This window comes from Microbacterium sp. NPDC076895, from assembly GCF_040687115.1.
Taxonomy (GTDB): domain Bacteria; phylum Actinomycetota; class Actinomycetes; order Actinomycetales; family Microbacteriaceae; genus Microbacterium.
Genome location: NZ_JBFBMQ010000021.1, coordinates 1 through 24,946 on the forward strand (window position 1 = coordinate 1; position 24,946 = coordinate 24,946).

At 66.6% G+C, this 24,946-nt stretch carries 28 protein-coding genes; 14 read left to right on the forward strand and 14 right to left on the reverse strand.

The window, feature by feature from the left end; all coding sequences use genetic code 11:
* Positions 1-89: 89 nt before the first annotated feature.
* Positions 90-422: a TraR/DksA C4-type zinc finger protein gene (locus AB0O89_RS14180; protein WP_363498844.1), complete on the reverse strand. Its 333-nt coding sequence runs from the start codon at positions 420-422 to the stop codon at positions 90-92.
* 110 nt (positions 423-532) lie between these two features.
* Between AB0O89_RS14180 and AB0O89_RS14185 the strand changes: the two genes are divergently transcribed.
* The 10 genes from AB0O89_RS14185 (at position 533) to AB0O89_RS14230 (ending at position 9,327) form a co-directional block, all read left to right on the forward strand.
* The gene (locus AB0O89_RS14185; protein ID WP_363498847.1) at positions 533-1,720 is read left to right on the forward strand and encodes an XdhC/CoxI family protein; all 1,188 of its coding nucleotides are present in this window, start codon (positions 533-535) and stop codon (positions 1,718-1,720) included.
* Positions 1,721-1,901: 181 nt separating this feature from the next.
* Positions 1,902-2,981 carry an ABC transporter substrate-binding protein gene (locus AB0O89_RS14190; RefSeq protein WP_363498850.1) on the forward strand — a complete coding sequence of 360 codons (1,080 nt, stop codon included), beginning with the start codon at positions 1,902-1,904 and terminating at the stop codon, positions 2,979-2,981.
* 98 nt (positions 2,982-3,079) lie between these two features.
* Positions 3,080-3,862 (forward strand): ABC transporter ATP-binding protein, encoded by a 783-nt coding sequence (locus tag AB0O89_RS14195; protein ID WP_292713187.1) that lies wholly within the window; start codon positions 3,080-3,082, stop codon positions 3,860-3,862.
* Complete coding sequence (locus AB0O89_RS14200; protein WP_363498853.1) at positions 3,852-4,685, forward strand: ABC transporter permease subunit; 834 nt, start codon at positions 3,852-3,854, stop codon at positions 4,683-4,685. The genes AB0O89_RS14195 and AB0O89_RS14200 overlap by 11 nt, the downstream gene beginning before the upstream one ends.
* Positions 4,686-4,687: 2 nt before the next feature.
* Complete coding sequence (locus AB0O89_RS14205) at positions 4,688-5,569, forward strand: ABC transporter permease subunit (protein WP_363498856.1); 882 nt, start codon at positions 4,688-4,690, stop codon at positions 5,567-5,569.
* 7 nt (positions 5,570-5,576) lie between these two features.
* Positions 5,577-6,611 (forward strand): adenosine deaminase, encoded by a 1,035-nt coding sequence (locus tag AB0O89_RS14210; protein ID WP_363498859.1) that lies wholly within the window; start codon positions 5,577-5,579, stop codon positions 6,609-6,611.
* Positions 6,608-7,225: an XRE family transcriptional regulator gene (locus AB0O89_RS14215; RefSeq protein WP_363498862.1), complete on the forward strand. Its 618-nt coding sequence runs from the start codon at positions 6,608-6,610 to the stop codon at positions 7,223-7,225. The genes AB0O89_RS14210 and AB0O89_RS14215 overlap by 4 nt, the downstream gene beginning before the upstream one ends.
* Complete coding sequence (gene add / locus AB0O89_RS14220; RefSeq protein WP_363498865.1) at positions 7,222-8,268, forward strand: adenosine deaminase; 1,047 nt, start codon at positions 7,222-7,224, stop codon at positions 8,266-8,268. The genes AB0O89_RS14215 and add overlap by 4 nt, the downstream gene beginning before the upstream one ends.
* Before the next feature lie 58 nt (positions 8,269-8,326).
* Positions 8,327-8,863, forward strand: a complete 537-nt coding sequence (locus AB0O89_RS14225; protein ID WP_363498868.1) for a sigma factor — start codon at positions 8,327-8,329, stop codon at positions 8,861-8,863.
* Positions 8,860-9,327, forward strand: coding sequence for a hypothetical protein (locus AB0O89_RS14230; RefSeq protein ID WP_363498871.1), 468 nt, complete (start codon positions 8,860-8,862; stop codon positions 9,325-9,327). The genes AB0O89_RS14225 and AB0O89_RS14230 overlap by 4 nt, the downstream gene beginning before the upstream one ends.
* Before the next feature lie 9 nt (positions 9,328-9,336).
* Here AB0O89_RS14230 and AB0O89_RS14235 read toward each other — a convergent pair whose 3' ends face one another.
* Positions 9,337-9,969: a LysE family translocator gene (locus AB0O89_RS14235; RefSeq protein ID WP_363498874.1), complete on the reverse strand. Its 633-nt coding sequence runs from the start codon at positions 9,967-9,969 to the stop codon at positions 9,337-9,339.
* A gap of 75 nt (positions 9,970-10,044) precedes the next feature.
* Here AB0O89_RS14235 and AB0O89_RS14240 point away from each other — a divergent pair, with 75 nt between their 5' ends.
* Positions 10,045-10,389 carry a TfoX/Sxy family protein gene (locus tag AB0O89_RS14240; protein ID WP_363498877.1) on the forward strand — a complete coding sequence of 115 codons (345 nt, stop codon included), beginning with the start codon at positions 10,045-10,047 and terminating at the stop codon, positions 10,387-10,389.
* Between the two features lie 91 nt (positions 10,390-10,480).
* Here the strand turns inward: AB0O89_RS14240 and AB0O89_RS14245 are convergent, their stop codons facing one another.
* From AB0O89_RS14245 to AB0O89_RS14285, 9 genes are all read right to left on the reverse strand, one after another.
* Positions 10,481-12,046 carry a GMC family oxidoreductase N-terminal domain-containing protein gene (locus AB0O89_RS14245; RefSeq protein ID WP_363498880.1) on the reverse strand — a complete coding sequence of 522 codons (1,566 nt, stop codon included), beginning with the start codon at positions 12,044-12,046 and terminating at the stop codon, positions 10,481-10,483.
* Between the two features lie 13 nt (positions 12,047-12,059).
* Positions 12,060-12,677, reverse strand: coding sequence for a thiamine pyrophosphate-dependent enzyme (locus AB0O89_RS14250; RefSeq protein ID WP_363498883.1), 618 nt, complete (start codon positions 12,675-12,677; stop codon positions 12,060-12,062).
* Positions 12,674-13,174, reverse strand: a complete 501-nt coding sequence (locus AB0O89_RS14255) for a thiamine pyrophosphate-binding protein (RefSeq protein WP_195692721.1) — start codon at positions 13,172-13,174, stop codon at positions 12,674-12,676. The genes AB0O89_RS14250 and AB0O89_RS14255 overlap by 4 nt, the downstream gene beginning before the upstream one ends.
* Before the next feature lie 220 nt (positions 13,175-13,394).
* Positions 13,395-14,816 (reverse strand): NtaA/DmoA family FMN-dependent monooxygenase, encoded by a 1,422-nt coding sequence (locus tag AB0O89_RS14260; protein WP_363498886.1) that lies wholly within the window; start codon positions 14,814-14,816, stop codon positions 13,395-13,397.
* Positions 14,813-16,315: an aldehyde dehydrogenase family protein gene (locus AB0O89_RS14265; RefSeq protein ID WP_363498889.1), complete on the reverse strand. Its 1,503-nt coding sequence runs from the start codon at positions 16,313-16,315 to the stop codon at positions 14,813-14,815. The genes AB0O89_RS14260 and AB0O89_RS14265 overlap by 4 nt, the downstream gene beginning before the upstream one ends.
* Before the next feature lie 266 nt (positions 16,316-16,581).
* Positions 16,582-16,788, reverse strand: coding sequence for a hypothetical protein (locus AB0O89_RS14270; protein WP_363498891.1), 207 nt, complete (start codon positions 16,786-16,788; stop codon positions 16,582-16,584).
* Between the two features lie 9 nt (positions 16,789-16,797).
* Positions 16,798-17,448: a hypothetical protein gene (locus tag AB0O89_RS14275; protein ID WP_363498894.1), complete on the reverse strand. Its 651-nt coding sequence runs from the start codon at positions 17,446-17,448 to the stop codon at positions 16,798-16,800.
* Between the two features lie 394 nt (positions 17,449-17,842).
* Positions 17,843-19,135: a hypothetical protein gene (locus tag AB0O89_RS14280; RefSeq protein WP_363498897.1), complete on the reverse strand. Its 1,293-nt coding sequence runs from the start codon at positions 19,133-19,135 to the stop codon at positions 17,843-17,845.
* Positions 19,132-20,355, reverse strand: a complete 1,224-nt coding sequence (locus tag AB0O89_RS14285; protein ID WP_363498900.1) for an AAA family ATPase — start codon at positions 20,353-20,355, stop codon at positions 19,132-19,134. The genes AB0O89_RS14280 and AB0O89_RS14285 overlap by 4 nt, the downstream gene beginning before the upstream one ends.
* A 437-nt stretch (positions 20,356-20,792) precedes the next feature.
* Here AB0O89_RS14285 and AB0O89_RS14290 point away from each other — a divergent pair, with 437 nt between their 5' ends.
* Positions 20,793-21,269: a hypothetical protein gene (locus AB0O89_RS14290; protein WP_363498903.1), complete on the forward strand. Its 477-nt coding sequence runs from the start codon at positions 20,793-20,795 to the stop codon at positions 21,267-21,269.
* Positions 21,270-21,590: 321 nt separating this feature from the next.
* Here the strand turns inward: AB0O89_RS14290 and AB0O89_RS14295 are convergent, their stop codons facing one another.
* A complete protein-coding gene (locus tag AB0O89_RS14295) occupies positions 21,591-22,313 on the reverse strand; it encodes a hypothetical protein (RefSeq protein WP_363498906.1) in 723 nt (240 codons plus the stop codon).
* A gap of 397 nt (positions 22,314-22,710) precedes the next feature.
* Here AB0O89_RS14295 and AB0O89_RS14300 point away from each other — a divergent pair, with 397 nt between their 5' ends.
* Positions 22,711-23,313, forward strand: coding sequence for a class I SAM-dependent methyltransferase (locus AB0O89_RS14300; RefSeq protein WP_363498909.1), 603 nt, complete (start codon positions 22,711-22,713; stop codon positions 23,311-23,313).
* 54 nt (positions 23,314-23,367) lie between these two features.
* Here AB0O89_RS14300 and AB0O89_RS14305 read toward each other — a convergent pair whose 3' ends face one another.
* Both AB0O89_RS14305 and AB0O89_RS14310 read right to left on the reverse strand, forming a co-directional pair.
* Positions 23,368-23,718, reverse strand: coding sequence for a nuclear transport factor 2 family protein (locus tag AB0O89_RS14305; RefSeq protein WP_363498912.1), 351 nt, complete (start codon positions 23,716-23,718; stop codon positions 23,368-23,370).
* A 44-nt stretch (positions 23,719-23,762) separates the two neighbouring features.
* Positions 23,763-24,074, reverse strand: coding sequence for a hypothetical protein (locus tag AB0O89_RS14310; RefSeq protein WP_363498914.1), 312 nt, complete (start codon positions 24,072-24,074; stop codon positions 23,763-23,765).
* A 102-nt stretch (positions 24,075-24,176) separates the two neighbouring features.
* Between AB0O89_RS14310 and AB0O89_RS14315 the strand changes: the two genes are divergently transcribed.
* Positions 24,177-24,833, forward strand: coding sequence for a hypothetical protein (locus AB0O89_RS14315; protein WP_363498917.1), 657 nt, complete (start codon positions 24,177-24,179; stop codon positions 24,831-24,833).
* Positions 24,834-24,946: the final 113 nt, after the last annotated feature.

The window sequence follows — 24,946 nt, forward strand, 5'->3', positions numbered from 1 at the left end:
TGGCTGCACTTCTACAATCAGCACAGACGCCACTCCGCAATCGGAGCCGCACCCTTCAGCAGACTCAACAACCTGCCTGGACATCACAGCTAGGCCGAGGCACACGGGACGCACATCGTCGCGGTCGGCATGACCTCCAGCCGCGCCGCCGGAATCGGCTGCCCGCACCGGATGCAGCTGCCGTACGTGCCCGCGTCCACACGCTCCAGCGCATCGATCACCGCAGCGCGCTCGCGCACCGCCGCGTCCCGGAGTGCCTCGACGCGCTGCCACTCGCCCGAGAGCGTTGACCCCTCCGGGTCATGCTCGTCGTCGGCTGTCGCGTCAGCGCGGTCGGCGCGCAAGGACGCGGCATCCGCGTCGAGCCGCGCGAGCTGATCATCCACGGAGCGCAGGCGCTCAGTCAGCACGGTGCGGTTCACGCCCCGAGGCTACGCCGCGCCACCGACGTTCGGGCCGGCGCTCGGCCTGAGGCGGCTGTCGCAATCTCGAAGAAACACCCGGATGATAGGCAGGAGTCCGGGAGGTGAGCATGCGAGAGATCCTCGATTCCGCTGCGGCCTGGGTCGCCGAGGAGCGTCAGTTCGCGCTCGCGGTGCTCGTGTCGGCACAGGCGAGCTCGCCGCGCGAACTCGGTGCCGCGATGATCGTGGATGCCGATGGCGTCGTCTTCGGCAACGTCTCGGCAGGCTGCGTCGACGGCGACGTGCACGACCTGTGCCTCCAAGCGATCGAGACTGGCGAGTCCACCCGCGTCCGCTATGGCATCTCTGACGAGACCGCGTTCGAGGCCGGCCTGAGCTGCGGCGGCGTCATCGACGTCCTGGTGCTCCCCGTTCTTCCTGGCACACCCGCTGCGACGGCGATCGCCGACCTTCACACCGCCATCCTGCGCCGCGAACCGTGCGCGCTCGGCATCGTCACCGCCGGGGCCGGTCGCGGCGCGCTCCTCCTCGACCGCGAGCGTGAGCGTGTCGACGCCGACCTCCCCGCCACGACCGACTCCGGCATCCGTGGCGCTCTCGACGCCGACCTGGCGCGCCTTCGCACCGATGACCACGCCCTCACCCTGCGGTACGGAACTGATGCCGACCCGCTCGAGGTGCTCGGCGTCCCGTTCCCGCACGCACCACGCCTGATCATCATCGGGGCCGTCGAGTTCTCGGTCGCCCTCAGCAGGCTGGGCGCGGCATCCGGGTTCGAGGTCACTGTTTGCGACCCCCGGGATGCCTTCGCCGCCCCCGCGCGCTTTCCCGACGCGCACGAGGTCGTGCACGAGTGGCCGCACGACTACCTCGCGCGTACCCCGATCGATGCGCGCACGGCGATCTGCGTGCTCACCCACGACCCTCGGTTCGATGTGCCCGCGCTCACGATCGCCCTGCGCAGCCCCGCCGGGTATGTCGGCGCGATGGGCAGCCGTCGCACGCATGATGACCGAGCTCGCCGTCTGCGCGAAGCCGGAGTGACGGATGCCGAGACTGAGCGACTGCGCTCCCCGATCGGCCTCGCCCTCGGAGGCCGCACCCCTGAGGAGACCGCGCTGTCGATCCTCGCCGAGATCGTCATGGTGCGCTCAGGCGGACGCGGTGAAGCTCTGCGGGACGCGACCGGGCCGGTGCATCCCGCGCTGTCAACACCCGACGTGCCGAGGTCCCAGCCGGGCGTGGAAGAGGGCATCGCCTGCGCCCCCACCTCCGGCATCATCCTGCCGCGCTGAGCGCGCTGCCTGAATCACGCAGCTGCTCGCCGCATCCGTGCATTCGGTAACGCGGACGAAACAGTCCGGCGAGTGTTCATGAAATCTACATCTCGTACGGTCGGACTCGACGACCCGACGAGTCCCGTAGTCGTGCGTCACCGAGTGTCCCATTCATCCGCAATCAGGAGACGCAGCAAACATGACATCTCTTTCCTCCCGAATCGTGCGCCGGTCAGCTATGGCCGTCGCAGCCGTCGCCGTCTCGGCGCTTGCACTGAGCGCCTGCGCCAGCGGTGGGTCCACCCCGGCCGAGTCCAGCAGCGGTGACGCTGCAGAGGGTTTCGGAACGCTTGCCGTTCAGCTCAGCTGGATCAAGAACGAAGAGTTCGCCGGCGACTTCTTCGCCATGGAGAACGGCTACTACACCGATGCAGGCTTCGACGAGGTCACCCTCACGCCTGGTCCTTCGACCGGTGCCGCCGAGCTCATCTCGGGCACGGCTGATGTCGCGTTCTCCGACGCCGTCTCGATCGGCTCGGTTGTCGCAGCCGAGGGCGCGCCGCTGAAGATCATCGGCTCGGTCTACCAGAAGAACCCCTTCACGATCCTCTCGCTCGCTGACGGCGGCAACATCACGACGCCCGAAGACCTCAAGGGCAAGAAGATCGGTGTTCAGGACTCGAACACCGCGCTGTTCAAGGCTCTGCTTGCCGCCAACGGCATCGACGAGTCCGAGCTCGAGATCGTGCCCGTGCAGTACGACCCGGCGCCGCTGACTAACGGTGAGGTCGACGGCTTCATGGCCTACCTGACCAACGAGGCGATCACGGTCGCCGCGTCCGGCTTCGACGTCGCCAACCTGCCCTTCGCTGACAACGGACTGCCGTTCGTTGCCGAGACCATCACCACGACCGACGACATGATCGCGAACGACCGCGAGAAGCTCAAGGCGTACCTGGTCGCCGAGATCAAGGGCTGGACCGACGCGGTCAACGACCCCGAAGAGGGCGCTCGCCTGGCCTACGAGGTCTACGGAGCAGACCTCGACCTGAACCCGGAGAACTCCACCGCCGGTTCGATCGCGCAGTCCGAAGAGCTCGTCGTGTCGCCCGACACCGAGGAGTTCGGCCTCTTCTGGATCACCCCGGAGCTGCAGGAGGCGACCATCGCCAGCCTCGCCGGTGCCGGGATCACCTTGACGGCCGAGGACCTGTTCGACCTCTCGCTCCTCGAAGAGGTCTACGCCGAGAACCCCGACCTGATCGCCTACGCGGGCTGATCAGAAACACGCAAGGAGAATCCATCGTGACCGAACCCACCGCATCCGGTTCAGTACTCACGACGGGCTCTGCCGAGACCGGTGCCCAGGGCGAGTCCCTGGGCACCGGCCTGCAGATCTCCGGACTGAACAAGGTCTTCACCACGGGAAGAAAGACCGTCACGGCGCTGCAAGACGCCAATCTCCACACCGACCAGGGAACCTTCCTCTCCCTTCTCGGACCCTCAGGATGCGGAAAGTCAACGATCCTGCGCATCCTTGCCGGTCTCGAGCAGCCCACCAGCGGCACGACCCGCGTGGACGGGAAGAGCCCGAAGGAGCTGCGCAAAGAGAACAAGCTCGGCATCGCCTTCCAGGATTCGGCGCTGCTGCCCTGGCGCAGCGTGCTCTCGAACATCCGCCTTCCCTTCGAGATCGCGGGAGCCTCCGTCGACAAGGCCTACGTCGACGAGATGATCGCTCTCGTCGGCCTGAAGGGCTTCGAGAAGGCCAAGCCGGCACAGCTGTCGGGCGGCATGCGCCAGCGCGTGTCGATCGCGCGGTCGCTGATCATGAAGCCCGAAGTGCTGCTCTTCGACGAGCCCTTCGGTGCCCTCGACGACATGACCCGGCAGAAGCTGAACCTCGAGCTGCTGCGCATCTGGACCGAGAAGCCCGCGACCACACTCCTCGTGACCCACGGCATCTCGGAGGCGATCTTCCTCTCCGACCAGGTGGCAGTCATGAGTCCGCGCCCCGGTCGGGTCAAGGAGGTCATGACCATCGACCTTCCCCGTCCGCGCACGCCCGAGATGATGCGCACCCCTGAATTCCACGCCTACGTCGACCAGGCATCCGAGTTGCTGTTCGGTGCCGGAGGAGCAGCGGCGGATGACCACTGAGAACCCCACGCGCGGGCGCGCGATCGAGTGGGAGGACTTCCGTCTTCCCCCGTGGGTGATCGGGGTCATCGGTGGCATCGGCATCATCCTGCTGTGGTGGATCCTGGCGGCCACCGTGTTCTCGAACGTCGGGCCCTCGGGTGCTAGCGCTATCCCCACGCCGTTCCAGGTCATTCAGGTGATGATCGAAACCGGCCCGCAGTACTACCTCAGCAACTTCGCGGTGACTCTTGCCGAGGCGGGCATCGGCTACCTCTGGGGCAATGGGCTCGCGCTGCTGCTGTCGGCGTTCGTGCTCCTCGTGCCCCGGCTCGAGGGGCTCGCTATGCAGCTCGCGATCCTCACGTACTGCATCCCGATCGTCGCGATCGGCATGCTCGCGGTCATCGTCATCACTCCTCCGAAGGTCGGCGAGCCCAGTGGCACCGCGATCTTGCTCGCTGCTCTGTCGGTGTTCTTCACGACTGTCGTCGGCGCGCTTCTCGGCCTGAAGTCGGCCGACAAGTCCAGCCTTGACCTGGTGACGGTGTACGGCGGATCGAAGTTCACCCAACTCGTGAAAGTGCGGCTGATCGCGGCGCTCCCTGCCACGCTCAGCGCGCTGCAGATCGCGGTGCCCGCCGCCTTCCTCGGCGCAGTGCTCGGTGAATTCTTCGGCAAGATCGAGGTCGGCGTGGGTCTGGCGATGATCCTCGCCCAGCAGGCCTCGAACGGACCGCAGGTGTGGGCGCTGGCGCTTCTCAGCGGCGCAGTCGCGCTTCTCGGGTTCGCGCTCGTCGGGTGGATCGCCAAGGCGATCGCCCCCTGGTCGAAGGGACGTTGACGATGGCGCAGATCACACTCACCGGGGCTACCGACGTCCAGGCCGAAGCAGCAAAGCTCAACGCCAAGCTGCGCGCCCAGTCCACCCGCGCGGTTCTACGTGCACTGGGGTGGTCGACTCTCACCTTCGTCCTGACGATCGTCGCCGTTCTGGTGATCTGGGTCGGGCTGCTCTGGGCACTCCAGCTCTCGCCGCTGATCGCCAAGGGCCCGGTCGACGTCTGGAACTACCTGTTCACCGTCCCGGCAGCCGAAGCCAACCGTGCGATGCTCATGGGCAACCTCGCGGTCACCCTCGGGGATGCCGCGATCGGGTTCGTTGCGGGCCTTGTCGTCGCCCTCGTCGCGGCGATCGCGTTCGAACTCAACAAGGGCATCGAGCACGCTCTGATGCCGGTCGCGATGCTGCTGCGGTCTGTTCCGCTGATCGCGATGGCCCCCGTCATCATCCTGATCTTCGGCCGTGACTTCTGGACGGTCGCCGTCATCGGTGGCATCGTCGTGCTCTTCCCGGCTCTCGTGAACATCTCGTTCGGTCTCAAGTCCGCGCCGCCGATGATGAACGACCTCGTGGATGTCTACGGCGGCGGCTCCTTCACCAAGCTCCGCAAGGTCGCTTTCCCCTCCTCGCTTCCCGCCTTCTTCGCCGCAGTACGCATCTCGGTTCCCGGTGCCATCACCGGAGCGCTGCTTGCCGAATGGCTCGCGGTTGGCGGCGGGATCGGTGGATCGATCGGCGGATTCATCCCGCAGGCGCAGTTCGCAGCACTGTGGGCATCCGTCGTGGCGGTCACCGCTGCATCGCTCGTGCTCTACAACATCATCCAGATCGTGGAGGATGTCGTGCTGGCTCGCATGGCGATGCACCCGCAGAAGGGCATCTGAGCGCACCATGGCACCACCCGAGCTGGCGAGCTTTGCCCGCGGGCTTCCGAAGGCCGAGCTGCACCTTCACCTCGAGGGCACCCTCGAGCCGGAGATGATGTTCGCGCTCGCGCAGCGAAATGGCCTGACCCTGCCCTACAGCGATGTCGCAGCCGTGAAGGCTGCATACGACTTCACCGACCTCACGAGCTTTCTCGCGGTGTACTACCCGGCGATGGCCGTGCTGCAAACGGCTGACGATTTCCACGACCTCGCCTGGGCGTATCTGTTGAAAGCGAAGGAGCAGGGCGTCGTGCACGCCGAGCTCTTCTTCGATCCGCAGGCGCACACCGGTCGAGGCATCCCGTTCGGGGCGGTGATCGGCGGCTATCGCCGTGCGATCGTGCGGGCTCAGGCCGAACTCGGCATCTCGGCGGAGCTGATCCTGTGCTTCCTGCGCGATCTCTCGGCCGAACACGCGATGTCGACGCTGCTGGAGGCCCTGCCCTATCGGCACTGGATCATCGGGGTAGGCCTCGACTCCGACGAGCGCGACAACCCGCCCGCGAAGTTCGCCGCAGTCTTCGAGCGGGCACGGGCCGAAGGGTTCCTCGTAACGATGCACTGCGACATCGACCAGCCCGGGTCTATCGAGCACATCCGACAAGCGCTGGAGTTCGGCGTCGACCGCATCGACCACGGCACCAACATCGTCGAAGACCCCGCGCTTGTCGCGACAGTGCTCGAGCGCGGCATCGGGCTCACCTGCTGCCCGGTATCGAACTCCTTCGTCACCGAGCAGATGAAATCCGATGAGATCGTCTCGCTGCTTCGCGCCGGTGTCCGGGTGACCATCAACTCCGACGACCCCGCCTACTTCGGCGGTTACGTCGGTGACAACTACGTCGCGCTTGCAGATCAGGCAGGGCTTTCGGCATCCGACCTCGTGGAGCTTGCGCGCAACTCGTTCCACGCCTCCTGGCTCACACCCGCGCGCCGGTCCGCCTACCTCGCGCTGGTCGACGATTACGCGAGCGCCGCCGGAGTACGCTCAGCCGCATGAGCATGCCCGACGGTTTCGACGAGCGTGCAGCAGGCGCTCGCCTGGGAAGCCACATCCGGATGCTGCGCAAGACCCGCGGCCTGACACTCGTGCAGCTGGCCGAGCGAACGGAGCTCTCGCATCCGTTTCTCAGCCAGCTCGAGCGTGGGCTCGCGCAGCCGAGCCTGGGGTCGCTCCGGCGAATCGCCATCGCGCTGGAGACCAGCCCGATCGAGCTCATCGCTGCCGCCGACGCGCCAGACGAGTCGGGGCCGTTCGTCGAGGTGAGCCGGCCCGGCGAGGGGGAGATCCCCGAGGGCTTCGCGTCGGGGACGGCCAGGATGCTGGCGCAGCGTGCGCGCACGTTCCATCCGATGGAGGTCGTCTCCGACAGCCTCGAGCCGGGCGAACGATTCGTCCACGCTGAAGACGAGTTCCTCTACGTGATCGAAGGCCACGTACGCATCGAGCTCGGCGCCCGGACGTGCGATCTCGACCCGGGGGCATCCGTCTACTACACCGGCGGCACCACGCACCGGTGGTGGTCAGCTGACGGGAAGCCCTACCGGCTGCTCGTGGTGAAACAGGTTCCGGGGCGAACGGCGCCTCGCACGTCTGGGGAGGTGCCCGCGTGATCTCGTACGCCGACTACCTGCGCTTGCTGCCGAAGACCGAGCTGCACTGCCATTTCGCATCGACGATGAGCGCCGAGCTGTTCATCGAGCTGGCGGCGAAGCACGGTGTCGAGCTGCCGACGACCGACCCCGACAAGCTGTTCGACTTCGCCGATCTGGTGGACTTTCTCGTCGCATTCCGTTTCGCGCATGATGTACTGCGTGATTCCGAAGATTTCGAGCGCGTCGCCTACGACGGGGTTGCGTCAGCCGTCGCCGACGGCAACCTCCGATACCGCGAGTACTACGTCAACCCGCAGTACTTCGCCGAACGAGGGCTGTCATACGCCGAGGTGATCGACCCGATCATCGCGGGGCTGGCGCGCGCCGAGAAGGACTTCGGCGTCGGGTTCCGCATCGTCGTCGCGATCAATCGGCGCGCTGACGCGGCATCCGCCGTCGATCTTGTGCACGAGATGATCGCGCACCCTCGACCCGAGGTGGTCGGGCTCGGGCAAGACGATCTGACACCCGAGAACAAGGAGGACCCGGGGCGGTTCATTGAAGCGTACGAGCTGGCTCGCGAACACGGTTTCCTCTTGACGGCGCACGTCGGCGAGACCGATCACGCGACCCCGGATGCCGTCCGCGTCGCGATCGAAGAGCTGCGCTGCGACCGACTTGACCACGGCTACCGCATCGTCGATGACCCGGCGATCGTGGCTCTCGCTCGTGAGCGGGGCATCGGGTTCGCCGCGACGCCGCTATCGACGACGATCTGCTCGGGGTGGACGATCGATGAGGCTCACCGCATCCGTCGCATGATCGACGAGGGGCTCGCCGTGAACGTCTCGACCGACGACGCGATGTTCTTTCGCACCGACATCGGCCGCGAGTACACCGAGGGACTACGCCTCATGGGCGTGACCCCCGACGAGGCCAAGCAGATCGCCCTCAACGGCATCGACGCGGCCTTCTGCGATGACGCTCAGAAGGAGCGGCTGCGCGCAGAGTTCCGCGGCGCCTTCCTCGCGCTGGATGCCGTGCTCGCCGTATCGGCGTGATCCCGCACCAGGGCAGAATGGGACGCGTTTGACTGATGCGCGTCGGAGGGGGCGTCGGGTGGCGGATTCGACCCAGGCCTTCCGGCATGGGGGTCGACACCCCGCGGGAGGCTACCCGCGCGATGATGTCGCGCTGTTGGACGGGCTACGGGCGGGTGCCGATTCGGCGCTGAGCACGTTGCACGAACGACACGTTCGCGCGGTGTACGGGGTCGTCGCAGACCGCCTCGGCGCTGGACTGCTCGCGGAGGAGGCCACCCACGACGTCTTTCTGATGCTGTGGCGCAAGTGCCGGCGCATCACGCTCGCGGGCACATCGTGCCTGCCGTGGCTGATCGTCACGGCGGATTCTCTGTCGAAGGACCTCTTTCGGAGTGAGAGGTCACGCCGGAGGAGGTGGCACCGGGCGGCGGGTGCCGCAGAAGAGATCGCGTCCGACCGCTCGTCAGACGGCTGGTGCGAGGTCGAGAGGATCATCGCGACCCTCGCGTGGGCTGATCGGGAGGTGTTCCGGCTCTGTACCGAAGAAGGGCTTGGCTACCGTCAGGCAGTCCGCCGAGTGCGCGATGACGCGGCAGAGTGGGGCGAGCGATGACGGCGCCGGAGCCGGACTTCGACCGGATGCGAACAGCGCTTATGCGCGATGTGCAGCGCCTTCGTGCGCGGTCGCGCGTCCGCAAGAAGGTGGGTGTCTTCGTTGGAGCCGGGGTGCTCGTCGCCGCGACCACCGCGGGGACGCTGCTCGCGCTTGCGTCGACGGAGTTACGCCAGAACTCGGCATCCTGCTTCGAGGCGGCATCCGTCGACAGCGTTGTGCAACAGGTGGGCGATCCGTCGGCGGATGACGGAGACCGCGTCGCCCGAGCGATCGACCTGTGCGCGTCGGTATGGAGTATCGGATTGCTCGGCGCTGGCCTCGACGGGCCACCGCCGAACGACGGGCAGACCTATCCGGTGCCAGACCTGTTCGTGTGCGTGCAGCGGGATGACACTCTCGCGGTGTTTCCGGAGACTCCGGGCGTCACGTGTGCCGACCTGGGGCTTCGGCTCCCCGAGTGAGACGCCCCGTCAGGACTTCGACCCGGTGAGCGCGAGCGCGCCGCCGAGCCCGATCATCATGACGCCGCCGGTCGCGGAGAGCGTCGAGATACGCCGGGGTGAGCGAGCGAACCATGCGCGCGCAGTTCCGGCTGCGAGTGCCCAGATGCTGTCGGATGCCAGTGCCAGCGCCTCGAAGACGAGTCCGAGCATCAGGAGCTGCACCCACACCGGGCCCGCAGCGGGATCGACGAACTGCGGGAGCACCGCGACGAAGAACGCGATCGTCTTCGGGTTGGTGAGCCCGACGATGAAGCCTTCGGCCAGGAGCGTGCGGGTGCGGGTCGGCCGTTGCTGGACGCCGGGGATGTGGGCATGGCGGTGGCGGATCGCCTGGATGCCGAGGTAGACGAGGTAGAGCGCGCCGACGATCTTGATCACGGTGAACGCGACGATCGACGACGCGACGATCGCACCGACCCCGAAAGCGACAGCGATGATCGCGGGGATCGTGCCGAGCGCATTTCCGACGACGCTGAGCACACCCGCACGGCGGCCGAGCGCGATGGCGCGGCCGATGACGAACAGCACGCTCGGCCCGGGGATCACGATGATCACCAATGACGTCAGCATGAACGCCAGCAGGTTCTCGATCGGGATCATGGAGGAACGCTATCGCGCCGGTGTTTCGCGCAGAGTACGCTCGCGCCAAGACGGTGCGAGGCCGAGGGGGGCGGGATGTCGGCATCCGACGAGCGGGAGCAGCTGGCGGCGCGGATCCGCGGGATCATCACGGATGCCGAGGTTCGCGAAATGCGCATGTTCGGCGGCATCGGATTCATGGTGCGCGAAGCTCTCGCTATCGTCGCGGAGCGCGGCGGGAGTGCGATGGTGCGGACAGACCCAAGCCAGCGCGCCGATCGCCTGGCTCGCGGTGCGGTTCCCGTCGTGATGGGGAACGGGCGCACCATGGGGGATGCCTGGCTGCGGGTGCCCGCTGAGCGGGTGGCCGACGACGCCGAACTCGCGGACTGGGTTGCCATCGGCATCCATGCCGGGGATGTCTTGCGCGGCGAGGCGTAGCGCGGCATCCGTTTCAGCCGGATGCTTCGGTTCCTGTCGGATGCAGGTGAGCCTGGAATCCGACAGAGGCTGTTCTCCCCGACGCAGGGGGTCAGCCGGCGGTGATGAGCTCCGCGGCGCGCTCGGCGATCGCGACGGTCGGGGCCTGCGTGTTCGCCGTCGGAATGATCGGCATGACCGAGGCATCCGCGACCCAGAGGCCCTCAAGCCCTCGCACCCGCAGTTCCGGGTCGACCACCGCGAGCTCGTCAGTGCCGATTCGCGCGGTGCCGACGCCGTGGAAGAAGCTGCCGACGTTCTCACGCACGAACTGCACACGCTCGGCACGATCGATCATCGACGGCGGAGGCGTCAGCGGTTCCGGATGCAGGTCGGCATAGGCGGGACCGGCGACGAGCTCTTGCGCGACATCCATCGCCTCGACCATCGCGACGAGATCCTTCGGGTCGGCGAGGTAGTTCGGCTGGAACTCCGGCGGCACCATCGGATCAGCCGAGCGCACGCGCACCCACCCGACCGAGCGCGACCCGTAGAGCCCCGGCACGAGCGCAAACAAGCGATCGCCGGCGAGGTCGTAGCGCGCGTGCAGGGCCTCGTCGCCGCGGGAGCCGTGGGCGATGACGGTGTGCAGGTCGGGGCCGCGTTCGGCGTACGAGCTGCGCCAATTGAGCATCGTTCCGCCGCCGTTGCCGATGACCGGGCCGAGTCCGTCGCGGGCCCGGAAGTTGACGCCGAGCACGAGCGGATGGTCCTGGAAGTTCTCGCCGACGCCGGGCAGGGCGTGCCGGGGACGGATGCCGACAGCCGCCAACCGGTCGGCGTCGCCGATCCCCGACAGCTGCAGCAAGCGCGGGGTGTCCATGGCTCCCGCGGCGAGCACGATGCGCTCCGCGGTCGTGGTCACGTCGCGTCCGTTGACGAGGTGCGTGACGCCGGTCGCCCGGGTGCCCTGCAGCAGAATCCGGTGCACGGGACTGTCGACGAGGACGTCGAGGTTCGGCCGGGCCAGCGCGGGTTCGAGGTAGGCGCGGGCGGTGCTCCAGCGTTCGAACGATCCGTCGGGGCCCTCGATGGCGTTGTAGTCGGCGAACACTGCGCCTTCGTTCGACGGGCCGTTGGCGTCGTCCAGCACGGGCAGCCCGCGCGCGGATGCGGCGTCCAGCAGCGCGGTGGCGATCGGATGCACGCGGGAGAGCGGCGCGACGCGCACCGGTCCGTCGAGGCCTCGGTAGGCCGGGTCGCCGCCGGGTCGGGTCTCGGAGCGACGGAAGTAGGGCAGCAGGTCGTCGTAGCCCCAGCCGGTGGCGCCGGCATCCGCCCACGCGTCGTAGTCGGCCCGGCCGCCGCGGTACCAGAGCATCGCGTTGGTCGACGAGCTGCCGCCGAGCACCCGGCCGCGCGGCATCGCGATCGAACGCCCCAGCACGTGCGGGGTCGGTGCCGACCGGTAGCCGTAGTCGAAGCGGCCGCCAATGAGAGAATCCCAGTGCGCGGCATCCAGGATCTCGCGGAGCCCCCTATGGTCGGGGCCCGCCTCGATCAGCAGCACGCGCGCGTCGGGGTTCTCGCTGAGGCGCGCGGCCAGCACGCATCCGGCAGCACCGGCGCCCACGACGAGGTAATCGTAGGCGCCGGTCGGGGCCGCGACGACGCCCATCAGCCGCGGTCCATCAGTTGTGCTCGCTGGGGCCCATGATCGTGACGCCCTCGATCTTCTCGACGTGGCGCACGAAGATGTACTTGTCTTCGCGGCCGTCCGAGTGCTTGCGCTTGATGCCGGGCTGCAGGATGCCGTCGGTCTTGGCGACCACGATGTAGGGCTCGGTCGCGGCAAGGCCGGCGGCGCAGTGCTCGTCGAACTCCTCGAGCGTGTGCGCCGTGAAGGCCTTCTCGACACCGGCGCCGCGGGCGATCGCGGCGAGGTCGACTCGTCCCTTCGCGGTGTGGGTCGCGGGTCCGCCGATCGACTGGTACTGCTCGTTGTCCCACACGACGATGAAGAGGTTCTCCGGCTGTTCGTTGCCGAGGGTCGCGAGGATGCCGAGGTTGAAGAGCAGCCCACCGTCCGTGTCGAGCGAGACGATCTGGCGGTGGGGCAGGCCGACGGCCAGCCCGAAGGCTTCACCGCTGACGCATCCGAGCTGCTGCTGGAACAGGCTCGCCTCGCGCATGTGCGGGGCGGCGTTGTACCACTCGTCCACGGCGCCGCCGAGGGACAAGATGACGAGAGCGTCGTCGGTGAGGCGCTTGCCGAGAAGCTCCATGGCCTCGAATCTGCTGTAGCTCATCGGACGAGCCCTCCTCCCAGGACGACGGCGGCGTGGTAGTACGACGAATAGGCGGTCTCGTAGGCATCCACGACCGCCTGCTCGACCTCATCGACCTCGCGCACGATGCGGTACGGGGTGCGCAGGGCCCCGAGCAGGGGCTCCATCGTGATGCCGTGCGGGATCGCCCACCAGTTGTTCTCGCCGAGCTCGCCCCGGTAGCTCATGATCATGACGACCGGGATGCCGGCGCCGAGGCCCAGGCGCGCGAGGTGTTCGGTCGCGGCGCGCAGGCCCGAGTTCTCCATGACGAGCACCGCCCGCTTGCCCGAGAGGAACACGCCTCCGGCGATCGCGGCGCCCTCGCCCTCGTTGGTGACGGGGATGGTGCGGATGTCGGGGTCGGCATCCAGCGCGGGGTACAGCTCCTTCAGGAGCGAGTCGGGCAGGTAGGTCGCGACGGAGACCCCGGCGCGCTTGAGCCCGCGGATCACCGCCTCGACGGCTTCGGCTTTCATACGTGGAGTCCTTCGTGGTGGGGTGGGCGTCTCGGTGGGGTGGTGGTTCTGCAGTCCCCCTTCATTTGCCGCAACACGCCGTGGGCTGCTCGGGCGCGGTGCGTTTTGGGGCAAACGAGGGTGGGGTGTCTGGTCTGGGGTCTCGGTCGATCCCTTTCGTTTGCCGCAACACGCCGTGCGCTGCTGAGGTATCGCGCGTATTGGGGCAAGCGAAGGCGGGTCATGTCGCGGCGGCGGCAAGCGGCGCGGTGACGGATGCCTCGGCTGAGGCATCCGTGGCGGTCAGGCGGTGCGCGCGGTGGGTCGAGGCGAGGCGCGGCGAGCCGTTGATGCGTTCGCGCAGGGTCGCGCCCTCCGGGGTTCCGGCGCGGCCGCGCTCGATCAGGATCGGCAGGACGAGCTCGATGAACGCCTCGTACGACGCCGGCCCGCCGAACGTCGGTTCGAGCATGATGCCGTCGATGCCGGATCCGTCGACGATCGCGATGATCTCGTCGGCTACCTGCTCGGGCGAGCCGGTGATCTGGAACCCGCGGATCGCCTTGGTGCGGAACTGGTCGAGCACCGCCCGCACCCGGATGTCGGGATCGGTGCGCGCGTACCGGTTGATGAGGGTCTGCCCGAGGTCGGTGTGCAGGTCGGCGACGCGGGTGTCGGGGTCGATACCGGTGAGGTCGATCCCGGTGATGCCGGCGAACATGACCGCCGCGTCATCCAGCCCCAGCACCGCCTCGTACTCTGCCCGCAGCGCCTGCGCCTCGGCCTCGGTGGGCGCGACGGTCACCGTCATCCCGGTGATGACCTTGACGTCTTCGGGGCGCCGGCCCTGCGCGACGGCCTGTGCGCGGATGTCGGCGACGTGCGCGGCGGCGGTCGGGATCGACTGCCCCTGGATGAAGACTGCCTCGGCGTTGCGGGCGGCATACGCGCGGCCGCGGTCGGAGGTTCCGGCCTGGAACAGCACGGGCGTGCGCTGCGGCGTCGGCGGCACCGCGAAGATGCCTTGGACCCGCTGGTAGGTGCCGTCGACCTCGACGCGGTGCAGCATGCTCGGGTCGGCATACACGCCCCGCGAGCGGTCGCGGACCTCGGCATCCTCGTCCCAGGAGTGCTCCCAGAAACGCAGGCACGTGTCGAGGAACTCGTCTGCCGCGTCGTACCGCTCGTCGTGGCTGAGCTTCTGCGTCACGCCGAACAGCTCGTCGGTCGTGGCCTGCGACGAACCGGTCACGACGTTCCAGCCGATGCGTCCGGCGGTGAACCGGTCGAGAGTCGCGAATCGGCGCGCGGTGCCGTAGGGCTTTTCGACCGTGGTCGGCGAGGTCACGACGAATCCGAGCTGGCTGGTCGCGTGGGCCAGCGCCGGGATCGCGAGCATCGGGTCAAGGGCCGGGAACTGGATGCCGTGAGCGGCGACTTCGTCAGGCATCCGTCCGTCGAGGGTGGCGTAGCCGTAGGTGTCGGCGAAGAAGAGGAAGTCGAAGCCGGCGTCATCCAGCATCGTGGCGAGGCCCAGCCAGTAGGAGAGGTCGTCCCAGTCGTCGCCGCGTCCGCGGGGGTCGGTCCAGGTCGGCATCCCGTTGTTGGGGTTCATCATTTCGAACGCGCCGAGAAGTATGCGCTTCGGGGAATCTGCGCTCATAGCACCATCACCACCGTCTTCGTCTCCAGGTAGTTCTCGAGGCCCTGAGGGCCGTTCTCGTAGCCCCAGCCCGATTCCTTGTGGCCGCCCTTGGGCAGTTCGGGGCCGAGGAAGGAATGGCAGTTGACCCACACGGTGCCGGCTTCGAGCTGCGCGGCGATGCGGTGTCCGTTGCTGAGGCCTTCGGTCCAGACGCTCGCGGCCAGGCCGTAGGGGGAGTCGTTGGCCCACCCGACCACCTCGTCGAGGTCATCGAACGGGGTGACGACGGCGACGGGGCCGAAGATCTCTTCGCGCATGAGGCGCATCTGCGGGGTCACTTCGGTGAGCACGGTCGGCGTATAGAAGGTGTCGCCCTCACGGATGCCGCCGCTCACGACCCGCGCACCTTCGGCGCGGCCCTCGTCGATGTAGCCGGCGACCCGGTCGGCCTGCGCCTTGCTGACGAGGGGCCCGAGGTCGGTGCCTTCGGCGAGCCCGTGCCCGAGCTTCAGGCCGCTGCCGAAGTCGGCCATCCCGGCGAGGACGTCGTCGTAGACACCCCGGTGCGCGTAGATGCGGGCGCTGGCGACGCACACCTGACCGCCGTTGTCGAAGATGCCGCGCGAGACGCCCTCGATCGCGGCGGGCAGGTCGGCGTCGGGCATGATGATCGAGGGCGACTTGCCGCCGAGTTCCAAGGTGAGGCGGGCCAGGCGCGTGCCGGCCGACTGCACGAGGCGTTTGCCGACGGCGGTGGAGCCGGTGAAGGCGACCTTGTCGACATCCGGATGCTCCGCCAAAGCCTGCCCGGCCTCGTGACCGTATCCGCTGACGATGTTGAGAACCCCGGCGGGCAGGCCTGCCTCGAGCATGAGCTGGCCGAGGTAGATCGCGGTGAGGGGGGTGTTCTCGGCCGGTTTGAGCACGATCGTGCAGCCGGCGGCGAGGGCGGGGGCGAGCTTCATGGCCGTCATGATGAGCGGCGAGTTCCACGGCACGATCGCGCCGACGACGCCGACCGGTTCGCGGCGCGTGTAGGCGAAGACCTCTTTGCCGGGAGGGGTGCGTGAGAGCGACGTGGGGATCGTGTCGCCGAGGATCTTCGTCGGCCAGCCCGCGTAATAGCGGAATTGGTTGATCGCCGACGGCACCTCGCCGAACCGCGACGTGCGCAGCGACTTGCCCTGGTCGAGTGTCTCGAGCTGCGCGAGGTCGTCGAGGTGCTCGGTCATGAGGTCGGCGATGCGCCACAGCAGCGCGCCGCGGTCGGCGGGTCGCATGTCGCGCCAGGCCGAGGAGCGCAGGGCGCCCTTCGCGGCGCGGACCGCTCTGTCGACATCCGGTGCTGTGCCGCGGGCCACCTCGGCGAGGATGGATCCCGTGGCCGGGTCGATCGTCGTGAAGGTCGCGCCGTCGGATGCCGGGAGCCAATCGCCGTCGATCAGTAGCTCCGTGCGCCCCGACGCCAGAAACGCCTGCACGCGCGGGCGCAGGGTGAACTTGTCAGTTGTCGTCACACCGCGATGCTAGGAGGCAATCATTGATTGCTCATGGCTATCACGTTTCGTGGGTGTTTCAGCGGCGTTGGGACCGACGCGCAGTGTTGCATTTGACGCCCGGTGTCCACGCAACGCAACGGGCTGGTCGTGCGGGCATTGCGCGGGCGTGCAGGGAGTCGCGTACCACCTCCGTTCATCGTCGACCCGCTAGGAGACCGGGTTGCGAACACCGACGTGTCATCCGCGCGGCAAATATCGGTCCCCAGCCGGGTGCTGAGGCTGCCTCAGTGGCGCGCTCGCTGCTTGATCGACGGTAGGCCACGGTCGATCACGTGGCCCTCATTATCGCGTCGGTCGCGGGTGGGAACGTTTGCACGCAGCCGTGCGGGAAGCTCATCCCGCACCAGCATGCCCCGCACCTGCATCTCCTCGGAGTTGCCGGTCGACCAATCGGGTTGCAGGTCAAGCACCTGCGTCAGCAGATCGCGCACGACGGCGTCCTACTCCGCCGACTCGGTGGACTGCGCTCGGCGGCGATACGACTTCCCATCGTCGAACCACACCTGCCCGGCGTGCAGGTGATCGTGCGGCACCCCGAGCGGGGACCGCCAGAACACCCGCTCCTCAATCTCAGGCTGGAACGGCACCAACCGCACTCCGGAGTCGCCAATGGAACCGGCGTATGCAAGTTCCATTGCGGCGTGCAGGGGCTCCAGGCTCGCAACTTCGACGTCGATGTGGCCGCCGGGTTCGACTTTCACCGACTCGGCTACCGAGCGCTCACCCCTATGCTTGCGATCCTCGATGACGTACAGGTTCGCCACGACGTCGTGCGCCGTGTGGCGGCCGATGTTCGTGAGTCGGAAGACCCCGGCGTCGTACCACTCGCGGTCCCACCGCACGTCATGCTGCTCGACCGCCCGCGCATCCGCAGCGGCGACCACCTCGACCGAAGACTGCGCGATCCGGTTCGACTCCTTGGCGAGAGCGTTCGCGTCCTCGGCGATCGCGTTGCTCTCCGTTGCTGCCTCGTTGGCTCGACCGGCGCGCATGTACGCCATGATCCCGAGCACGAACCCAGTCCCACCGAACACAACCGCCGCGACCGCAGCCACCCATGCGGCAACCGCCGCCGACACCTCAGCATCCACGACTCGACGCTACAGTCCGCCCCAGACAGTTCGCGTGCGAACTGCCAACCGGCACTCCGATGCCCCCCGTTGAGCCTGGTGCAGCGTCCAGGCGATTGCGCGCCCGCTCGCGGCGCTGAGGCGCGCCCCACTCGTGCCATAAGGGGTCGATTCAGGATGGCACGCCGCAATACGGGGCGAAACTGCACCCGTGCGAGCACCCCGCCGCGCACATCGTTCCGCCAGCGTTCACTCGCGAGCGAAATTTGGGGTGGCTGAACGGCGTGTGCGTGGTTTCAACCGCTCCGCATCGGCGCGCCTTCGTTCGCTCGGCGATCCGCGGGGCCTGCACCGAAGACGAACGGGGCGACTTGGTGAGTCGGACGGCTGTTGTCGAAGACGAGCCGTGCCAGATTCACCAGTAGATAGCAACGATATCCAGATCGAGCAGCATTTCTGTTGGCGGATCGACCGCCGGCTTGGCGCCTGCAAAGTCGGCGAGCGTTCGCGCACCGGAGCTTGCCTGCAAGCCTGCTCCAGCACGAGCCTGCGAGCGGAGACTTCGTTCATTTGAAGGCAAGTCCGCCGCGATGCCGGACTGGACTAGCCACTCGCCCATCCGAGTGAATGCGGCACCTTGACTAGTGAGGTTCGCGGCTTGGCCGCGGAGTTGCTCCGCGAAGTCCAACACCTCTTCGATCCGTGCCTCCGCGGCCTCTTGGCCGATGGCGATCGCGAAATTGACGAGCGCCTGCTTGAGTGCGGCCTCGTTGCGCTCCTCTCGGGTATTCACGGGTGTCGAGTACCCGACCTGACCAACTCGGGTGATGGCGTCGGGGAACTGAGGAGCCAGATCCCGCATCACCTCGGTCAACTTGACGGGGACCCATGACGGCTGGATTCCGCCGCGGCTTATGCGCCCCAGGATCGTGTATCGATCCTTAGAGAAGAGCACCCGGCGGACATCGCGCCTGTATTTCTCTTGCTCTGTAACCCCGACGATGTGAAGCGCCTGGCTCGGGACGCCAAGTGACTCGAAGTACGCCGCCGTGCCGGCGACCGCAGTGCCATCTACGATCCCGGCCCGCAGCCCGAGCGCCGTTGACTTGAGAGGAATAAGCCCAACAAGCATGCGCTCCAACACCTTGTTCACAGGGCCGGATTCACCCAAGATCATCGCCGTCGTCGGGTCGTCGAGTAGTCCGGGATAGTCCTCAGCCAAGTCGGTGAGCACGCCCATGGTTGCATTAAACCCATAGATCGGGTCAGGTTGCAGTTCGACGTCGATCTCGATCAGAGAACCCCGGTCGAGGTTCAACGGCGTTCTCGAAGATGCCGAGGGGTTCCACACCAACCGGTCACTGCTGAGCTCGTGCAGGTTTTTGAACAATGACTCCGCGACCGCTCGGCTCAGCACCTGGCTGCTACTCGCCGATGCGCCCTTGAATCGAGCAGTCACTTCAGCCTTGGCAAGAAGGGCGGGTGGCGCGCCGGCGGTCGCGCCTAGTTCAGCCTCGGTGGACCTTGACGACAGGGCCGTGATCTCAGAAGGCAGAGCGCCAACGATCGAGACCAACAACGACTGAAGACTTGTCTCGTCTAGATAGGCGAACTCCCGAAACGGACCAACACCGGCTTTGAGCGTCGACGCTGTGAGTTTTGTTGCGCCCTCGATCATCGCGGCGCGGCGACGGAATCCGAATGTCATTCCACAACCTCACTCTTGTGTTGCTCGACGACAGCGAACGCTGCCAACAAGTCCTCTCCATCGATCGAGTCGCGTCCGGCGGCGGCGGCCAGCAGCGCCGCTTCTGTCCAGATCGACGTGAGCCGTGCGCCCGACCAACCGTCGCTTGCGTCTGCGATCTCCTCCAACGGCAACGGCGAAACCGTGGACAGACGCTGCGCATCGACTTCCAGGATCTCGAGTCGATCGGACGGAGAGGGCAGTTCGAAGGTGATCTCCCAATCGAAGCGGCCCGGTCTACGTAGTGCAGGGTCGATGCGATCTGGGCGGTTTGTGGCAGCAAGCACTACTACATTGCCTGAGCGCTCAGCGAAGCCGTCCATTTCTGTGAGGAGCTGCGCAACGAGCCGGTCAGACGCCTCATGAGAACCCTCGTTGCGCTCGCCGGCAATGCTGTCGATCTCGTCGAAGAAGACAATTGCCCGCTCGCATTCTTGCGCAGCCTCGAAGATCCGCCTAAGCAGATGTTCGGTGTCACCGACGTACTTGGAGACAATTGAAGGACCACTCACCAAGAAGAAGGCAGCATCCGCTTCCTCGGCGATGATGCGGGCAAGATGGGTCTTCCCCGTTCCCGGAGGCCCCGAGAGCAAGACGCCCCTCACCGGCCGTGCTCCGATCTTGTCTAGTAGTGCCTTGCGTTGGAACTGCGTTTCGATGATCTGCCGAGCGCGCGCAACCACCTCCGGGTATCCCCCGAACTCGTCATAACTGAGGGAGCCCATACCGCGTTTTACCTGGAAACGACTCACATCATCCAAATCATCATCGTGGTCGCGAGTGCGCATAGGAGATGGATCGATGACCTTGAGCGCGCCCTCCGCTATTGAGTAGAGGACAGTGTTTCCCGCAGTAGCACCGGCCGGGCCGACCTCATTCGTCAGCACCAGACCGCCCGGTGACTCAATTACCAGCGACCCTCCGGCTTCCTTGCGGACGATTCCGACGCCGCGAGGTTCTACCCAAAGCTCGGGTTCCACCACGAGCCACCGCCCGTCACCCACCAGGACAATGTCACCCTCGTCGATTAGCGTTGGGCCGCTGGCGACCAGGCGAACGATCATGCCAGTCTGAAAGGTCGCGTACACGACCCGCGTGTTATCCGCCACACGAATCACTCTGGCGAGACTCCCACCGAAGGACTCATCGTCGGCGATCCACTCATCTCCCAGCTCTGCCACATTCGTACGGTACCGGCGGCCACCGTCGAATTCCCCTACTACCAGGCGCGACACGTCGCGCCAACGACTGGCGCTTGCTCATCACATGCGCGCCGATGCCGATGCCCGGTGGCCGAGTGCCACGCGCAGTCGGGGATAGCCACTGGTAGGTGGAACTGCAACTCCACAGTAGGGTCGGCTTTCGTGAGCGACTTGATCGAGCGGGTGAATCGTAGGTGGATCGATCGATTCCCTGAAGACGGACAATCCCGGGTTGCAGGTAGGGGACGAAATGGTCGTCTTCTCGGCGTGTGCTCGCGACGTCGAAGAGCGGCGGGTCGCTCTGCACGCGCTCTCTCTCCATGGCAGAGCCGATGACAATGCCAAGGACGCCACATGCGACTTCGACAGAGCCTGCAGACGCGCACGCGTCCACGTCCGACGAGATCCGCTGACTCGTGGAACTCGCAGGCCTGATCGTCGCCGTGCTCGCGACCGCCGCCGCGGCGTTGTCTCTGTTGTACGCCCGAGGTGCCAATCGCCGAGCGGACGTCGCAAACGCTCGTGCGGAGGAGGCGCTTGACCTTCAGCGTCGGATCGACGAGCGGGAGCGTGAGTTCCGCGACGTGCAGTGGGCGATTAGCTGGTCGCCGTGGACAAAGCAGACCGAGAAGCCCGCGGTACAACTCACGAACGCCGGGCTGACCACTGCGACGAACGTGACGCTCGTGCTCACGCTGCCCACGATGCAGCAGGTGCTCAACGTCGGAACGGTGGAGCCAGGTGAGACTCGCACGCTGGACATCGAGTATCCCAAGGTGGGACCAGCCCACGACCACATCGAGCTGATCCGTGATCCGCTCTGGCGCGTGCACTGGTCCAGTCCACTCGGCCACCCGGACGAGATCAAAGGCACTGCTCGCAAGCCGAGCTAAGCGCCCGGGCCCAGTTGGGCGTCGGCCGCCACAAACTCCTTGATTGCCGCGATCACGTAGCGCCCCTCTCCAACCACTTTTCGTTGACCTTCATCGGTTCGCCGTGGCCCCACCGGCGCCTTCAACTCGACTTGAACGCGCTGCGGCGCGAGGCTCGTGCGCCGATCGCACGCAGAGCTTCCGCGGACTCGCGAGATCCCGCCCCACGCCTCGATCCCATCGCGCGCAAGGGGTACCTACGTGCGCGACGGGGTTCCGCTTTCGTTCGTTGCGCTCAGGATTCCGGCAGATCGTCACTTCGACGCGGACTTACGTCGTTGGTCATTCCCTACTTGGCGCAGTCTCACCAGCTTCGCTCGAGGGATCACTTGCCGATGCCTTCGCTTCACGAGAAGTCGGGACCGTGGAATTGCGGTGTGTAGACGGCAGGCGGAAAAAATCCGCGATCACTCGCCCGGCACCCGGAAGCGCCATGCAAAGCGCAAGAAACAGGAAGATTCCGAGCACGACACCTACATAGGTCACCACCGGTTCGGCAAAGTGGGGCGCCGCCGCTGCAAACACCACAACGATGCCCGCGGCCGCCGCCAGAACAAACTGCGCAACGATCAGGAAGTGCTGACCGCGGATGATAGCCACTAGAGCCATCACCGCGATGAAGGCCCCTGCCAACAGTTCGTAACCATGTATCCCAAGATCCTGCAACCAGAAGAAGGCCCCGAGATCTATCCGATCGATGCCGGGGATCTTGAACAACTGCGCAGGGAAAATCGGAAGGATCGCGAGCCAGCCAAGCCCGGCGCCGATCAGAAACGCTATCGCCCAGAACCTTGCACTGCCGATCCAGCGACGTCGATCGAGGTCTCGAGCGTTGCCGGACTGGGCCGAACCCCGACGCCAGAAGACCGCCACCAAGACCGCGACGCACAACAGCAGCATCAGGAGTGCGAAGTCTCCGTCGAAGAACGAAGACAATACGTTTACCGCAATACCCGCGATCGCTGCGATGACGACCCCGCGGACCTCGCTGCCTGACTCTCGCATCTACCCTCCCGCGTCGAGGCTATCGGCCTCGTCGGATCGGAAACGTGCGGCGCGCGCTCGATGGAACTCGTCCCACCTGGCAATCGACGGACCACGGCGGGTTCTGGTGAGCCGATGACCTTGACGGGGTGCGCCTGCACCTCACATCCATCGAGGGGCTGAGCATCAGCGAGATCACCGACATCGGACCGGTCGCGTTCCTGCAATCCGGGAGACCCGACCGCACCCCGTTGACGGCGTCCCCGAACTTGGTCGCTGACGCAGCACGTCAGCGACCCCCTTTGCGCGCACCGCACGCAAAGGGATCCGTTGTGGACATTCTGCACAGGTAGAGGTGCGGCACTCGTCGCTCGCGATGCCATCGCGGGGGGCGCACGCATGACCTAGGATCTGGACGATGGTCACGAGTATCCAGGCGCTATACGCGGACCGCGCCGACGAGTACATGGCGCTCCTCGGCTCGATGCAGAGCGCGCACCCCTCGGACGAGCACTTGGTCTCCAGGTGGGCCGCTCAGATCGACGGCCTCGTTCTCGATGCTGGTTGCGGTCCGGGTCACTGGTCTGGGCATCTCGCAGCGCAGGGTGTCCGCATGCTCGGGATCGACCAGGTACCAGCGTTCCTCGAACACGCTCGCACGGCATACGAGGACGTCTCCTTGCTCGAGGGCAGCATCGATGAGCTGCCGCTCGCTGCGGGCAGCGTGGCTGGGGTGCTCGCTTGGTACTCGCTGATCCACCACAATCCCGACACCATCCGCCGCGCTCTTGATGAGTTCGCGGGCGTTCTCGAGCCAGGCGGAGCGCTCCTCATCGGATTCTTCGTTGGCACCGACGTTGAGCCATTCGACCACGCCGTTGTTCGTGCGTGGCGCTGGTCGCCCGAGGCCCTAGCTGAACGACTCACCGCGGCTGGCTTCGAGGTCATCGAGACGCACACCCGGTCTGTGCCGCAACCGCAGCCACGACCGCATGGGGCGATCCTTGCTCGGCGGCGGTAGGTATCCGACGGTGCACGTTGGTGACGGTCTCGCTGAGGTGTCTCGGCTCGCCGCTCAGCCGGAGGGTGAGATGAAGGTTCCTTGGTGGAATCGGATCTGGAGCTGACCGTCGCGCTTGACCCAGAGGGAGGAATGTCGACTGTCGCCCTCTGGCCTCGAAACGACGTAGGTGACGAGGGTGAATCCAGGAGCCACCGAGTGTAAGGCCCACTCACTCGTGGCCGGAGTTTCGCGGTCCGGTTCATGAGCCAGCGCGGCGATCGTTTCGTCGCGCGACCACAACGTCCCTGAGCGACCGGCTTCGACAAACTCTGGATGCAAGAGTTCAGCCAAGCGTGCCGAGTCGCGCCGCAGGGCTGATGTCAGCAGTTCGTTCTCCGCACGCCGGATCTCATCAAGCTCCATGCAGGAAGATTCGCACAAACGAGGAAAGAACTGACGAGAGTCTCCTACGTCCCGCCGGTGTAGACGAACGCGACGCGTGCGGATCCGTCCCCGCGAAGGTGCCAGCGGTTCCGCAGCGCTCCGGGGGGGGGGGGGTGGGCGACGGCGTCCTCGGCGCCGAGTTCCCAGATCCCGAGGCCTTCGATCTCGAGGGCGATGGCGCCTTCGATGACGTAGTGGATGACTTCGCCATCCGTCTCGAACCAGTCGCCGACCTGCTCGCCGGGGCGGATGACGTACTCCTGCAGCGAGGTCTCGCCGGCATGGATCACGCGGGTGTGGGCGGTGTCGGATGCCTCCGAGACCGGCGCCCACATCCGCCGCCCGCGAGCCGCGCACAACCTGGGAGAGCAGCTCCACTAAGCATGAATATACAAAATGCGTATACTCAGACTAAGTAAGCATACGGAAGAGTGCGAATGGCCACCGACATCGACCTGCTCCGCACGATCGAGCGTGCCCCGATGCGCACTGCTCGGTACGCCGATCTGCGCGGACTCGGCACCAATGTGTGGCGCACCCTCGACGGGCTTGTCGAACAGGGCGCGGTCGCGCGGCTCGCCCACGGTGTGTACACGGTGCCGCCCGACGGCGCCGATGGTCGCACCTGGAAGCCGACACTCGAAGCCGCCGGCCTTGCGGTCGCGACTGCGCGGTTCGGGAACCGGAACGCGGTTCTCATGGGTATCGGCGCGGCCAGATTCTGGGCGGCGATCCCTCGGGCGATCGGAGCCACCACGGCCGCGGTGCCGAAGGCAGGACAGGCGCCGGTTGAGCTCGAGCATGGCGGCATCCTTCACCTCATCCCGCGGGATCTGCACAAGCTGCATGCGGGTCTCGAGCGGACCGAGCTTGGCGACGCGCTCGTGACCACCCCCGCGCAGACGGCGTATGACCTGCTGATGAAACCGAAACAGGGCGGCATGCCTGCGGCGGCGCTCGCCGCTGCGCGGGATCTTCGCGGTCAGATCCGTGCCGCTGACCTCGCTCACGTGGTCGAACGCTGGGGGCGCGCCAACACAGCCGTTCGGCAGATGCTGCGCGATCTGGAGAGGAATGAGGCTGCCGATGGCTGAGCATCCACCCGTGCTAGGTGTGATGTCCAGGCAGGTTGTTGAGTCTGCTGAAGGGTGCGGCTCCGATTGCGGAGTGGCGTCTGTGCTGATTGTAGAAGTGCAGCCAGCCGGGG